Annotated in this window: 14 protein-coding genes and 1 pseudogene; all 15 read right to left on the minus strand. The window is 54.0% G+C overall.

Features of this window, described 5'->3' with window-relative positions; genetic code table 11:
• On the minus strand, positions 1–893 hold an 893-nt coding region (locus tag Q0362_RS07025), incomplete at its 3' end, for a MiaB/RimO family radical SAM methylthiotransferase (protein ID WP_298121800.1).
• Between the two features lie 33 nt (positions 894–926).
• Entirely contained in the window at positions 927–1199 is a 273-nt protein-coding gene (locus Q0362_RS07030; protein ID WP_298121804.1) for a hypothetical protein, read from the minus strand.
• 114 nt (positions 1200–1313) lie between these two features.
• On the minus strand, positions 1314–1961 hold the full coding sequence (locus Q0362_RS07035; protein ID WP_298121807.1) for a regulatory protein RecX: 648 nt from the start codon (positions 1959–1961) through the stop codon (positions 1314–1316).
• Between the two features lie 5 nt (positions 1962–1966).
• Positions 1967–3058 carry a recombinase RecA gene (recA, locus tag Q0362_RS07040; RefSeq protein ID WP_298121810.1) on the minus strand — a complete coding sequence of 364 codons (1092 nt, stop codon included), beginning with the start codon at positions 3056–3058 and terminating at the stop codon, positions 1967–1969.
• A 269-nt stretch (positions 3059–3327) separates the two neighbouring features.
• On the minus strand, positions 3328–3552 hold the full coding sequence (locus Q0362_RS07045; RefSeq protein ID WP_277494439.1) for a DUF3046 domain-containing protein: 225 nt from the start codon (positions 3550–3552) through the stop codon (positions 3328–3330).
• An 8-nt stretch (positions 3553–3560) separates the two neighbouring features.
• Positions 3561–3869: a helix-turn-helix transcriptional regulator gene (locus Q0362_RS07050; protein ID WP_280794843.1), complete on the minus strand. Its 309-nt coding sequence runs from the start codon at positions 3867–3869 to the stop codon at positions 3561–3563.
• Positions 3870–4013: 144 nt separating this feature from the next.
• Positions 4014–4481 (minus strand): CinA family protein, encoded by a 468-nt coding sequence (locus Q0362_RS07055; RefSeq protein ID WP_298121820.1) that lies wholly within the window; start codon positions 4479–4481, stop codon positions 4014–4016.
• Between the two features lie 3 nt (positions 4482–4484).
• Positions 4485–5087 carry a CDP-diacylglycerol--glycerol-3-phosphate 3-phosphatidyltransferase gene (pgsA, locus tag Q0362_RS07060; RefSeq protein WP_298121825.1) on the minus strand — a complete coding sequence of 201 codons (603 nt, stop codon included), beginning with the start codon at positions 5085–5087 and terminating at the stop codon, positions 4485–4487.
• Positions 5059–7764, minus strand: coding sequence for a DNA translocase FtsK (locus tag Q0362_RS07065; protein ID WP_298121828.1), 2706 nt, complete (start codon positions 7762–7764; stop codon positions 5059–5061). The genes pgsA and Q0362_RS07065 overlap by 29 nt, the downstream gene beginning before the upstream one ends.
• 115 nt (positions 7765–7879) lie before the next feature.
• Entirely contained in the window at positions 7880–9529 is a 1650-nt protein-coding gene (locus Q0362_RS07070; RefSeq protein ID WP_298121831.1) for a glycoside hydrolase family 13 protein, read from the minus strand.
• A gap of 137 nt (positions 9530–9666) precedes the next feature.
• Positions 9667–10578: a carbohydrate ABC transporter permease gene (locus Q0362_RS07075; RefSeq protein WP_298121834.1), complete on the minus strand. Its 912-nt coding sequence runs from the start codon at positions 10576–10578 to the stop codon at positions 9667–9669.
• Positions 10575–11501, minus strand: coding sequence for a carbohydrate ABC transporter permease (locus Q0362_RS07080; protein ID WP_298121836.1), 927 nt, complete (start codon positions 11499–11501; stop codon positions 10575–10577). Before Q0362_RS07080 ends, Q0362_RS07075 begins: the two co-directional genes overlap by 4 nt.
• Before the next feature lie 186 nt (positions 11502–11687).
• Positions 11688–12968: an ABC transporter substrate-binding protein gene (locus Q0362_RS07085; RefSeq protein WP_298121838.1), complete on the minus strand. Its 1281-nt coding sequence runs from the start codon at positions 12966–12968 to the stop codon at positions 11688–11690.
• A 188-nt stretch (positions 12969–13156) separates the two neighbouring features.
• On the minus strand, positions 13157–14197 hold the full coding sequence (locus Q0362_RS07090; RefSeq protein ID WP_298121842.1) for a LacI family DNA-binding transcriptional regulator: 1041 nt from the start codon (positions 14195–14197) through the stop codon (positions 13157–13159).
• 62 nt (positions 14198–14259) lie between these two features.
• Positions 14260–14679: pseudogene (locus Q0362_RS07095) on the minus strand (RNase J family beta-CASP ribonuclease); the annotation flags it as partial.

The following is a 14679-nucleotide window of genomic DNA, read 5'->3' on the forward strand; positions in this document are numbered from 1 at the left end:
ATATGCAGTTGAGGCATGACGTTAGGAGTCTCTGCCATGGCAGCAATCACGTCATCGGTGAAAGCAGCAGGGTGTGGGCTGGTGAAGCGTACGCGCTCCAGCCCCTCTATCTCACCGCATGCACGAAGTAGCTTGGCAAATGCGCCCTTGTCGCCAAATTCAACACCGTAGGTGTTGACGTTCTGACCTAACAAAGTGACTTCAATTGCCCCCTGGTCGACCAGAGCCTTGACCTCGTTGAGAACTTCACCTGGGCGGCGATCGCGTTCTTTACCGCGCAAGCTAGGCACGATACAAAATGTGCAGGTGTTATTGCAACCGACCGAGATGGATACCCACCCTGAATAGGTGGAATCACGCTTGGTGGGAAGAGTGGAGGGGAAGGTTTCCAGAGATTCGAGAATCTCAATCTCTGCCTTGTGATTGTGACGCGAACGTTCGAGAAGGCTGGGTAATGAACCCATGTTGTGCGTTCCAAACACAACGTCAACCCAAGGTGCTTTCTTGAGCAAAAGAGCCTGGTCTTTTTGGGCCAAGCATCCCCCCACTGCAATCTGGAGTCCTTTGTGCTTCTCTTTGACACGTGCGAGGTGACCAAGGTTGCCGTAGAGCTTGTTGTCAGCGTTCTCGCGAACAGCGCAGGTGTTGATGACAACAACATCTGGTTGAGCAGAACTTGCACTGCGCTTCATGTCTGGGTCTTGTTCTGCCTCGGCAGCGAACTCAAACTTCACATACCCAGCAGCTTCCATGGCGCCGGCCAAGCGCTCACTATCGTGAACGTTCATTTGGCAACCGAATGTGCGCACTTCATAGGTACGCTGACGCCCGTTGTCATCCAGAGCCGCGTCAGAGACGGGGATGAGGGTCGGTGCTTCACTGGGTTTGTTCATAACCCCATAAGTTTACGCGCCAGGAGGCACAGGTTATTTCGGTGCGTTGGGACCCATGTAATGGGACCACAGGCCAGCAAGAGCCCACAGCACTCCGATATATCCAGCGGCATAACTGGCGAACATCCAAGGTGTGGAGACACCAGTGGGAAGCACCGCTGAAATGACACCGAGAATCATGCACAAGCTTGCACAAATGATGACAGCAACAACATTGAACTTCTTGGTGCGGGCCCGGGCAGCAATCTGCTTTTCCGTCAACGGTTTTGCTGGTTTTGACTCTTCAGCTGGTTCTGTTTCAAACATGTGGGTGCACTACTTTCTGCGGCGATAGCCCCAGGTGATGTACGCAATGATGACCACCAAGGCAGCTGCGATTGCGTAAGGGCTGTTAAGTATGTCGTTGAGCACGAACACAGCCTAATTCCTCGAAGCTAGCGCCTCTCTGCACGCCTCGCGGACAGTTTGACCCGAATACCCACGACGACTGAGAAAACCCACTAGACGACGTTCTGCGGTCGCCTGATCTAATTTGCTGAACTGCCTGACCCGTTGCAGTGCGAGTTCGGTTGCTTTGGCGAGTTCATCATCGTCATCGATGGCTTCTAACGCGGCATCTACGGCAAAAGAAGAAATACCACGCTGGCGTAATTCCCGCGAAATAACACTTTTACTCTTGCCTTTTCGCTCACTCAGACGAGAAACCAGCTCTTTCGCCAAACGTTCGTCGTTGAGGTAGTTGAGTCGCTCAAACTTTGCCACGAGCTCAGCTGCATCACCCTCAGCGGCATCCTTTGAACGCAACCAGGTCATCACCTCATGGACAGACATGTCATGGGTGTGGAGCTTGCGCAGAAGTGTTTGCTCAAGAGCATCGAGATCGAATGCCGCAACAGATTCTTCTTCAGCGGCGTCTTCTTCGACTTCGGTAAACATGACGCGACTCAGACGTTGAACACCTGCAGGTACATCAGCAGCATCCCCTACTGCCTCGCCTGATATTTCAGGCGAGGCAGCGATGGGACTGCTTTCTGGGTCTACCCAGGGCAGAAAGGTGACGTTCGTCACGAGACTCAAGCTTCCTTACGAACCTCTTCAACTGCGTCGAAGTCAGGTTCAACCTCAACTGCAGTTGCAGCAGCTTCGATAGCAGCGGCTTCAGCAGCTGCAGCACCAACACCGAGCTTGGCCAGAATCTTCTGCTCAATCTCCAGCGCAACAGCAGGGTTCTGGAGGAGGAAGTTTCGTGAGTTCTCCTTACCCTGACCGAGCTGATCAGCTTCGTAGGTGTACCAGGCACCGGACTTCTTGACGATGCCGTGATCGACGCCGAAGTCGATGAGGCTACCTTCACGCGAGATACCGATTCCGTAGAGGATGTCGAACTCTGCTTGCTTGAAGGGTGGCGCCATCTTGTTCTTGACGACTTTGACGCGGGTACGGTTACCCACTGCGTCAGTACCGTCCTTGAGAGTCTCAATACGGCGGATGTCGAGACGTACCGAAGCGTAGAACTTCAGAGCCTTACCGCCAGAGGTGGTCTCTGGACTTCCGAAGAAGACACCGATCTTCTCACGGAGCTGGTTGATAAAGATCATGGTGGTGTTGGTGGAGTTGAGACCACCAGTGAGCTTACGCAGTGCTTGTGACATCAGACGGGCTTGGAGACCGACGTGAGTGTCGCCCATTTCACCTTCGATTTCAGCGCGGGGCACAAGAGCGGCAACAGAGTCAATGACGATGAGGTCGATAGATCCCGAGCGCACCAGCATGTCTGCAATTTCCAGAGCCTGCTCACCAGTATCGGGCTGAGAAACCAAGAGCGCATCAATGTCAACGCCCAGCTTCTTCGCGTATTCAGGGTCAAGTGCGTGCTCCGCATCAATGAAAGCAGCGATTCCGCCGGCTTTCTGTGCGTTTGCGATTGCGTGAAGTGTCAGTGTGGTCTTACCCGAGGACTCAGGACCGTAGATTTCTACGATGCGGCCACGGGGAAGTCCGCCAATGCCGAGAGCAACATCCAATGCGATGGAGCCGGTCGGAATCACCTCGACGGGAGCGCGCTCGTCGCTTCCCAGGCGCATGACGGAACCCTTACCAAACTGGCGGTCGATCTGGGCTAGTGCTGTTTCTAGTGCTTTTTCGCGGTCAGCGGCAGATGCCATGGCCGTCTCCTTTACTTATCGAGGGTGATTCGCCTATCGGCTGCCGTGCTACTCCTCCGCTACCGACCGGCCGGTGAAGGCGGGACGGGCGCTGCGGGGCGCTTACGACAAGGCGCATGCTCCTATGTGGACGAGTTTCACCGTAGGAGGAGCCACTGACATTCACTGTCAGAGGAGATCCTCCGTGGATAACACGTGCAAACAAGTGCATGTGTAGGAGACTAGCCGTTTTCGAATACATATTCGAACAAATGTCGGCGTGTTGGAAATTACTTCTTGGGCTCCGGGAGGCCGACGCCATACCAACGGGACTCAGGTACATCGACCGCTTTAACAAGGGCAAGCCAGACGTTGCGCGCAGGAATTCCCTTCCGCAAGGCTTCAGCAGAAGTCACCGAACCCAATTCGGACAGAACTAAATCATTGACCAAGACACGGCCATATGCCTCACCGAACTCGTCCGAGACGGCACGCCAAAATTCGCTGAGGCGCACGAGCGCTTCTAGCGAGTTGCAGCGAAGTCGTTGACGAACTCGTCAGGAACAGTGTCGGGAATCGCACGAATGGGATCGATTCCTTCAATCACAGCAAGACGGTCCCCTACTTCACGCATAATCTGCGAGATGGGGGTATCCAGAGCATCTGCTACGGCAGCAAGAATTTCTGAGCTTGCTTCCTTTTGACCACGTTCTACCTCGCTCAAGTAACCGAGTGCCACGCTGGCCTTGCTTGCAACCTGTCGCAGCGTGCGACCTTTCTGCAGGCGGTAGTCGCGCAGAACATCGCCGATTTCCTGTCGTACAAGAATCATGGTGCCTCCCTACGCTTATGAACCCTCAAGGTTCCTCTACATTTATAACCCCATGCTAGCTCCAGAAACCTGAAAACCAGATGTGAGTCTGCTTGTATCAACTTAGGTTACGACAGTTTTATTCCCAGAATGTTTCACAACACCTCAAGAAACGACTGAAGCAAGCATTCTTAGGGCTGCGTGGACCGTCAATGAACGGATCTCATTACGGGTTCCAGAGAGCGAAAGCTCTTCAACGGAGTGCTTTTCTCCCCATGCGCAGGCAATGAAAACCGTTCCTACCGCTTTTCCATCCTGCGGTTCTGGTCCAGCAACACCGGTGGTGGAGAGGCCAATATCGGCACCCAATTGCGATGCAACGCCGGTTGCCATCTGAAGAGCGACATCCGCATCCACAGCACCATGTGTCGCAAGTAGTTCTTCAGAGACACCTAATAAAGAAGCCTTGAGGTCAGTGGCATAAGCCACAACTCCCCCTCGCACCACTGCCGAGGCACCGGGAACTTCTGTCAATGCTGCGCACAGGAGGCCACCGGTCAACGATTCAGCAACAGCAACCGTGAGTCCTCTGTGTGTAAGGCGTTCAATCAGCTCAACGGTCACAGTAGACACCAATTACTTAGACGTGGGTTTCTTGTTCTGACGCCAGGCATCGAGCAGGTAGTCAATTCCCGTCCAGACCGTGATGATGGTCGCTGCTGACATCAGAACAACGTTGATGATGTTGGCCGCGTCTCCCATGACTGATTGCATGGGGAGCAACGCAAAGGTGATCGCCACGAACTGCATGACGGTCTTGATCTTTCCGCCGCGGGAAGCGGGGATAACACGATCACTGAGCACTGCAAAGCGGAATACTGTGATGCCCACTTCACGAAGGAGTATCAGTCCAGTTACCCACCATGGCAACTCCCCCAGGATGGACAGAGTAATCAATGCACCGCCAGTGAGAACCTTGTCTGCGATGGGGTCAAGTATCTTGCCAAAGTCACTGACAACGTTATATTTGCGGGCTAGGTAGCCATCGATGCCGTCTGTTGCCATGCCGACAACAAATAATCCGGCACCCCACCAACGAAGTGGTGATGTGAGGTCATCTCCAGCCGTCAACAGCATCCAGATAAAGACCGGTGCAAAGAAGATCCGGACAATCGTGATGGTGTTGGGAACGTGCTTCATGACACTCACGTTAGTCGCGACCGGTGAGGTTCCAGGCATCTTCGCCGCCTTCGTCACCGTCTATTTCTTCAAGACCCGCGGACATCTCAGCAACAGGGTCATTGGCATACGGATCTCCCGCAGGAATGACTGCAGGAGCGACCGGGGCGGCTACAACATCGCCTTTGAGTTTTGCTAGGACCTCAGGCAGCTGCTCCTGAGAAACAAGGACATCACGAGCTTTGGATCCCTCAGAGGGGCCGACAATATCGCGACTCTCCATGAGATCCATCAAGCGACCCGCCTTGGCAAAGCCCACACGAAGCTTGCGTTGAAGCATAGAGGTTGAACCGAACTGCGTGGACACAACAAGCTCAACGGCTTGAAGCAGCACATCCAGGTCATCCCCGATGTCTGCATCAATCTCTTTGCGCTCTGCGGCTACTGCGACGTCCTGACGGTATTCGGGACGTGCCTGACGAGTGACGTGAGTCACAACCTTGTGAATCTCTTCTTCAGAAACCCAGGCACCCTGGACACGAATCGGCTTGTTTGCACCCATGGGCAGGAACAGAGCGTCACCCTGACCAATGAGCTTGTCAGCGCCGGGCTGGTCCAAGATAACTCGAGAGTCGGTGACGCTGGTCACAGCGAAAGCCAGACGAGAGGGAACGTTGGCCTTGATCAAACCGGTCACAACATCCACAGAGGGGCGCTGAGTTGCCAGCACGAGGTGAATGCCCGATGCTCGTGCAAGCTGCGTGATACGGACGACAGAGTCTTCCACGTCTCGAGGGGCAACCATCATGAGGTCTGCGAGCTCATCCACCACCACGAGGAGATACGGGTAGGGACGAAGTTCACGTTTGCTGTCTGGCGGCAGGGTGATGTCGTTATTGACCACAGCACGGTTGAAGTCATCGATGTGGCGGAAACCGAAGCTGGCCAAGTCGTCGTAACGCATGTCCATCTCTTTAACAACCCACTGCAAAGCTTCCGCAGCCTTTTTGGGGTTGGTAATGATGGGCGTAATCAGGTGAGGAACACCGGCATAGGGAGCAAGCTCGACGCGCTTCGGGTCAACCAAAACCATGCGTACTTCAGCAGGGGTCGAGCGCATCAAGATGCTCGTGATCATCGAGTTCACAAAGCTGGACTTACCTGAGCCGGTTGAACCCGCAACCAAAAGGTGAGGCATCTTGGCGAGGTTGGCAACAACGAAGCCACCCTCAACATCTTTACCCACACCAATGGTCATGGGGTGTTCACTCGAGGTGGACGCGTTCGAGCGCAAAACATCACCAAGGGTGACGATTTCACGGTCTGTGTTGGGAATCTCGATACCAATGGCGCTCTTGCCCGGAATCGGGGAAAGAATACGAACTTCATTTGATGCAACAGCGTAGGAAAGATTCTTGGACAACGCGGTGACGCGCTCGACCTTCACACCAGGGCCAAGTTCAATTTCGTAGCGAGTCACAGTAGGGCCGCGGCTAAAGCCGGTCACGGTGGCATCAACAGCGAATTGCTTGAGTACTTCAGTGATGGCTCGAACAGCTTCATCATTTGCTGCAGAACGAGTCTTGGCAGGAGCGCCTTGGGCCAGCGCATTCGCTGGTGGAAGGCGATAAATCGCGGCTGGGCCCTTGGGAGCAGGCGGTGCAGCGACAACTGCTTCATCAACGCCAGCAGCTTCTGCTGTCGGAACAACAACGGCAACCGGTGCGGTTGACACATTATCTTGAGCAGCAACAGCAGAGGCATCAGTAACGACTTCGCCCGTGTGGAAGACACGCACTGCTTCTTCAGCGTTGGCAAGCTCTTCGATGATGTCGAGGTCGGTCATCTCACGCGTTGCCGCAAGGTCCACTGCGTTGGCTGCAGGATCTGTAATGACTGGCGAATCAAACGCAGCTTCGGTTTCACGGCGGCTGTTGTTGCGGCGCCACCACGGCAAGGAAGAAGCTTCGACTGGATCCAGGTCAAGAATTTCAATCTTGCCGGTCTGATTCGCTTCTACTTCGGAGTGTGCACCGAATAGATATTCATAAAGTTCACGGAAGCGTGCCCCGATACGGTTCGGCGGGGTCTTGGTGATGATGAGCAGAGAAAGTGCAATCAGCACAATCATCACGATGACGGCACCGACAGAAGAAATCACGGTCGACAGCGGACTTGCCAGAATCCAACCGAGTAGACCACCAGCATCTGCGAGGGCTGCAGGCCCAGCAGAGGGGTCAGGCTGTCCCCCAAAGACCTGAGCGAGACCTGCAGCTGCCATGAGCAGCAGCGTGATGCCCACACCAATGCGGTTATTGTCATTGACCGAACTGGGGTGACGGAACAGCCAAATTGCCATCAACAGCATGACAACGGGAAGGCCATAGGCGATGCGCCCAAAGAGACCACCGATTGTCCAGTCATTGATGGTCTGAGCAATCTCGTTGTTGGGCAGGAACCACTGAGTAATTGCCCCAGCTATTGCGAGAAGTACCAGCGTGAAGGGAACACCATCTCGGCGTTCATCCTTGGCAAATTTTTCGGGGCCCAACATGCGCGCAGCGCCACCGGTGATGTGCGCGAGAGTCATCCATAACCACGCGATGCCGGTGTATTTACTTCCGCCGTTGGAGGAAGCCGAGCGGGTATTGGGAGAAGACTTGGTTGACTTCGAGCTGGAGGTACGCGAACGCGATCCACCGGTCGAGCGGGAACGCGAATTAGAGCCTGAAGCCATGCCTCAAAGTTACGCGAGAGGACTGACTTTCCGCGGGATTACAGGCGAGTGTTCAGATATAAGAATGCCCTGCAGCCTCAAGGCTGCAGGGCATTCAAACGGAGGGAGGGAACCCCTATTGCGTGATCCACGCGGTGGCGTTGCCCGGAAGCTTGCCGTCCACCAATGGAGCACTTGTGAGTCGAACCGTGCCTGCAGGAAGGGCCACTGGCTTCTTCCCGAAGTTTGTAATGCTGTGCCATCCGTTTTCACGAACGAAGTGCACAACCTTGCGCTTGCTGTCCACAAACTGAAGTGACTCGGTAGACAGCAATTCCTTACGGAGCTTGAGGGCAGCGCGGTAGAGCTTGAGAGTTGAATCTTCCTGAGTTTCCTCAAACTCAACCGAGTGACCGGCAAACCAGGTTGGCTGTGGAAGGTGAGCTGAACCAGTTCCGAAACCAAAGGAAGAACCTGTCTTCTCCCACGGTAATGGAACACGGCAACCGTCACGTCCCTTACGTGTCATTCCATCACGAAGCCACATAGGATCCTGAAGCACCTGTCCGGGCAGGTCAGCTACTTCAAAGAGGCCAAGTTCTTCACCTTGGTACAGGTAGGTGCTACCGGGAAGTGCAAGTAGCAACATTGTTGCCGCACGAGCACGTGTTTGTCCCTTTTCGCGGTCTAGCTCAGGACTAGTTCCATCTGTCATGACCCACTTTTCAAAGTTGGTCTTCTTGGGTAGGCCATAACGCGTGGCGTGGCGGATCACATCGTGGTTCGACAGAACCCACGTTGAAGAAGAGCCGGACTTCTCCGACAAATCAATGTTGAACTCGATCGTCTTCTTGAACTTCTTGGCAGACCAAGAGGCACTCAAGAGATCGAAGTTGAATGCCTGCCCCAGAGTTTCAGGACTTGCATACCGAGGACGGCGTTCTGCTGGAACCCAGGCTTCAGCAACCGCAACGCGAGGTGGGTTGTAGGAGTTGAAGATTTCTCGCCACCCCTTGTAAATCTCCATCACATCATCGCGGTCGAAGAGGTGGTGCGAACCATCGAGAGGAATGTTTTCCATGTCGTAGTTCTTGATTTCGGGGTATGGCTCCGACATATCCTTCTTCATGGCGTGTGCCACGTCGATGCGGAACCCGTCTACGCCGCGGTCAGACCAGAAACGAAGAGTCTTTTTGAAGTCTTCGATGACATCTTCGTTGTCCCAGTTGAAGTCAGGCTGCTCTGGAGCGAACAGGTGCAGGTACCACTGACCGGGGGTGCCATCAGCGTTGGTGGTACGAGTCCATCCGGTTGGCCCAAAGTGTGAGGGCCAGTTGTTGGGAGGTAGTTCGCCATTCTCGCCCTTGCCGTCACGGAAGATGTAGCGATCACGTGCTGCGGATCCTGGCTCAGCTTTCAGCGCTTCCTGGAACCACTCGTGGAGATCAGAGGAGTGATTAGGAACGATGTCAACAAAGACTCTGATTCCCTTGGCATGGTAGACGGCAAGCATCTCATCAAAATCTGCCAAAGTACCGAGCTTGGGATCTACGTCGCGGTAGTCAGCAACGTCGTAACCACCATCTGCCAGCGCAGAGGGATAGAAGGGGCTGAGCCAGATCGCATCTACGCCAAGTTCTGAAAGGTAATCAACCTTGGAGGTAATTCCCTTGATGTCGCCCAGGCCATCACCATTGGAGTCCTTGAACGAGCGTGGGTACACCTGGTACACAACTGCTTGGCGCCACCAGTTTTCATCTCCGGAGAGAAATACTGATTCAGACATGTCACTCAACTTTCGTTTGTTTCTGTGATGCTACGTGTTGTTTCTTTCGAACAGATTTCCTGTTCATCGACGCGCGTCGATTGTGAGGTAAAAAGGTGGGGTTGTGAGGGCAATAACTCCCCCACAACCCCGAGGTATTACTTGACCGAACCCATCGTGACACCCTTGAGGAGTGTGCGCTGGAAGATCAGGAAGAACAGCAGGGTTGGCAAGATACCAACCAAGGCTGCAGCCGCCTGAGTGGTGGGGTCACTGGTGTACTGACCAGATGCCAGCCCCATAGACAACGCCACGGTTTGGCTGTCATTCGACGGCAACATAACCAGCGGTAGAAGGAATTCGTTCCATGTCCAGATGAAGAAGAACACCATCAGAACAGTCAGCGTGGGGCGGACCAGCGGGAACACGATGTCCTTGAGCAAACGCCAACTACCTGCACCGTCAATACGAGCTGCTTCAAGCAGTTCCATGGGGAAGTCAGACATAACCGATGACACCAGGTATGTACCAAAGGCGCTCTGTAACACCGCAAAGATGATGATCAGTGCCCAGATGTTGTCATAGAGACCAACCATCTTTGCCATGCGCAGGAGTGGGTACATCAGTGCTTCACCAGGAATGGTGAACGCAACAAGGAACAGACCCAGAATCCAGAAGCGACCACGAACACGACCAATACCGATGGCATAAGCGGTGAAGAAGCTCAGCGCCACACCCAAGATCGCTACCCAGAAGCTGATTTGGAAAGAGTTCCAGAGCTTCAGTGAGAAGTCTGCCTTCTCCCAGAAGTGAATGATTCCTTCAAAGCTGATTTCGCTGGGCAGAGTAAGAGGGCCAGTTGTGGTGTATTCCTCGGGAGTCTTGACCGAGTTAACAAAGGCCAAGTACAGCGGAGAAATCCATGCCAGTGCGCTGGCAATCATGAAAGCTACGACGAGCCAGGAAACAGGAGTGCGCTTGTTAAAGCCACCCTTACCCTTTTTGCTGACTTTTTGCGCTTTGCGAGACTCGGGGTTGAGGGTGTTTTCAACCATGATTGCGGTGCTCATCGGTTTTCCCCCTGCTTGTTCTGGTAACGGAAAATGACCAACGACATAATGATCAGCAGGATGGCGAGCACAGTGGAAATAGCGGCACCGTAACCGACCTTGCTGGTCTGAATGAAGTTGAAGTAGGAGTAGTACGCAGGAACTGTTGTTGCCGTACCTGGACCACCTTGTGTCATGACATAGACCGGAGCGAATACCTTTAGAGCCGCCACTGTCGTTGTCAGCAATACCACTGCAATTTCAGGGGCGAGCTGGTTCAAGGTGATGATGCGGAAGCGCTGGAACCATGTAGCGCCATCGATAGCTGCAGCCTCGTGAACTGACTGGTCAGCACGGGCAAGACCAGACATGAAGATCACGATGGTGTAACCGACCTGAATCCAAATCAGGACGATAGTTACGGAGAACATGGCCCACTTGGCGTCACCCAGCCAGTTCTGTGCCCATTCAGGGTGTCCCCAGTCGGTCAGAACCTTGTTGACGATACCGGTCTGTGAAGAAAGCATCCAGGTCCAGAGCAAACCTGCAATGGGAATAGGGATGATCTGAGGGAGGAAGAAACCTGCGCGAGATGCTGCCGAGGTTGCGTTTCCAAATCGTGGTGACACGTAGTCAAAAAGTGCGGAGGCAATAATCAGACCCAGCGCGGTGGGGACAATCGCCATAGCGAAGATGAAGACAATTGAGTGAAGGAAAGACTGCCAAAAGGTCTCATCGACCATGAGCTTGGCGTAGTTATCGAAGCCGATCCATTTAGGAGCGCCGAGGCCATTCCACTTCGTGAAGGAGAGGTAGATGTTCCAAACGAAGGAAACAATCACGATCAAAGTGAAGGCGATGAGTCCTGGAACCATGTAAGGCCAGTAAACGCCGTTTGAGTTTTTGTACTTCTTGCGGACTTTGTCCGAAGTAAGTGCAGTCATGATGACCTCGTTGTCAGAAAGTTCAAGGTGGAGGGATGTGTGAGGAGAATCTCCTCGATGTCTCAAGAGACTAGCGAGACGAAAAGACGCCCGCAAGAAAGAGAAATCCGGTGCGGTGCCGCGGAGGACACCGCACCGGATTGTTGCCTTTCAGTGTGGTGAGGCTAAAGCCTCATCGACGACTGGTTATGGCTTGTTCTCTTCGTAGTACGAACCGATTGCCTCGCGGTACTCAGCAGGAGTGGTGTTACCTGCTACGAGGTCGATTACGGCAGCCTTGAGGATGTCGTAGTAACCGGATACGGGCCAGTCAGGGTAGAAACCGAGACCGTTGTCAGCAACGAGCTGCTGGAAGAGAGGCAGGGTGATTGCAGTAGTTGCGTTGTCACCGAGCTCGGTTGCGAGCAGTGGAAGACCACCGTTTGCAGCCATGGTGTTCTGTGCCTTTGCCTGCAGAGTCAAGTTAATGAACTCAGCTGCGAGGTCAGGGTTCTTACCCTTTGCAGGGATAACCCAGATGTTTCCAGCAGAACCGGTCGATACAGCGTTACCTGGGTTGAGGATCTTGCCCCAGGTGAACTTAGCTGCACCAGCAACGGTTCCATCAAGCCAGGTACCACCAGGCATGAATGGAGAGGTACCGCTGGTGAATGCTGCGACTGCGTCGTCAGCGGTTGCACCGGAAGCGCTAGCTGCGATGTAACCCTTCTGGGTCCAGCTCTGGATCTGCTCAGATGCCTGAGTGAAAGCTGCGTCGTTGAAGTCAGTTTCTCCATCGAAGAACTGGTAAGCGTTTACCCAGTCGTTGTCAGCCTTGTTCAGGGTCAGGTTGTATGCGAGGTGCACGAGCATGTAGTCAGCTGCTGCGATAGGAGTGATTCCTGCAGCAGTGAGGGTTGCGAATGCAGCTTCGAGGTCAGCCTGGCTCTTGAGAGCGGTTGCGTCGATTCCGTTAGCGGAAAGAACGTCAGCGTTGTAGAACCAACCTACGTACTCACCGTAGGTAGGAACACCGTAGAGGTCTCCGTTACCCATGAGGCCGTCGGTGTAGCGTCCAACCTGCTGTGCAGATGCGGGGAGGAGGTCAGTCCAGCCGTACTGAGCTGCGTAGTCCTCGAGGTTGAGGAGCAGACCAGCCTGTGAAGCTGCACCAGCGGTACCGTTACCCTTGTTCCACTCGGAAAGGTCAGGTGCCTTGTCGGAGTCGAGGATGGAGTTACCCGACTTCTCGATCTGTTCCCAGGTCTTGAACTCGAAGTTAACGGTTACGTCAGGGTGTGCAGCCTTGAACTCATCGAGAGCCTCGGTCCATGCGATGTACTGAGCGGTGTCTTCACCGGAGTACCACCATACGTTGAATGTCTTGCTGTCGTTACCACCAGCGGCACAACCCGAGAGGGTGCCGAGGGTGAGCGCACCTGCAGCAACAGCTGCGGCGACGCGGAGACCGCGCTTGCTTACCTTCATTAGTAATTACCTTTCTCAGTGGTGACCAATTTGGCCACGCAACTTCTTTGGTGCTTCCAGGTTGACGCGCATCGTCGACGCGCGTCGATAAAGAGAAATCTACCTAAAGGTTGAGGGCAATGTCTACCCCAGAAACGCCGTTTCGTATTTTCGTAACCGAATCGTGATTCAAGGGGTAATTTGTTCCCTTACCCGCGTAATTGCGGGGCAGGGCCAGTACTGCCCCGATCAAAGAATTGTGGCTGGGTGAGATTTTGCAGCACAGACTTCTTGTCACCATTGAGCCGGGCAATGAGGTACTGCACAGCCATTCGGCCCAACTCGGGGCCATCAACGTTGATCGTGGTCTGAGCAGGGACAGTCATATTTGCCGCTTCGTCAGAAAGTCCAAAGCTAAGAACCGAAAGATCACCAGGAATGCTCATCCCCCTGGCACCCGCGACTTCGAGAGCACCAATAAAGGCAGGTTCGTTGAAGCCGATGATTGCCGTGATGTCAGGTTGCTCCTGAAGTAATTCTTCAAATGCCTGTCGTCCGGAACGAATGGTGGGCTTGGGGTGCTTGATGGTGAGCTTCACGCCAGAGCGGTTGGCAACCTCAATCAGCGGCTTCTCTGTTCGAACAACTGGACCGTAGCCAGCCTCAACCAACTCATCACGCATTGAGATAACGCCGATATTGGTGTGCCCCAGATCCACCAGGTGGTGAATTGCCATAGGACCCCATTGCGAGAAGTCCGCATCGACGTAGGTCAAGTCTTGGGAATCATCGGTTCGACCGATGAGGCAGAACGGAGTACCGCTTTCTAGCAACACTTCAACGCGAGGGTCGTGAGACCTGACCTCCATCAAGAGAACACCCTCGACGAGGCCTTGCGCCACAATCTTCTTTAGCGAAGCTGTATCTTCAACAGCGTTGGGCCACAACAATAATTGGTAACCATCTTCGGCTGCCGCTTCGGTTGCTGCCTGCACATACTCGAAGTCGGTCTCGCCAAAGCCGCGCTCCCCCACGGGGAACAACAGGGCAAGCAATCCTGACTTTTTGCTCGCCAAAGCTTGTGCCATGGCGTTGGGAACATAGCCCAAAGTCTTCATGGCATCTTCAATACGCTCACGCGTATCGTCACTAATGGGGCGAACGCCGGTGAGGGCATAGCTCACTGTGCTCTCGGAAACGCCAGCCATGCGCGCAACATCTGCGCGGGTGGCTTGTTTAGGCTTCTTCATCGAGGTCACATGCATAGCCTAAACGAAATCATCGACACGCGTCGACTACTTATTCGATGAATTTAGGCTTCGATGACCAGAGGAATAATCATCGGGCGGCGACGGTAGCTCTTAGAAACCCACTGCCCAACTGTGCGACGAATGACCTGCTGTAAGGAATGTGCGTCACGAACACCGTTGTGAGCCGCCTCCTGCAATGCCTTAGCAATGGCTGGCTTGATGTCATCAAACACAGCATCATCTTCTGCGAAACCCTTTGCGTGAATCTCTGGTCCGACGATGATCTTGCCGGTGGCAGGATCAACGACCACGATGATCGAGATGAAGCCCTCTTCAGCAAGGATGCGGCGATCCTTCAGATCGTTATCCGTAATCTCACCGACGCTGGAGCCGTCTACATAGACATAGCCGATATCAAGCTGACCCACGACACGGGCAATGCCACCCTTGAGGTCAATGACGGTGCCGTCTTCGCCCAAAAT

This window comes from uncultured Aurantimicrobium sp. (genome assembly GCF_936931525.1).
In the GTDB taxonomy this organism is placed as follows: Bacteria; Actinomycetota; Actinomycetes; order Actinomycetales; family Microbacteriaceae; genus Aurantimicrobium.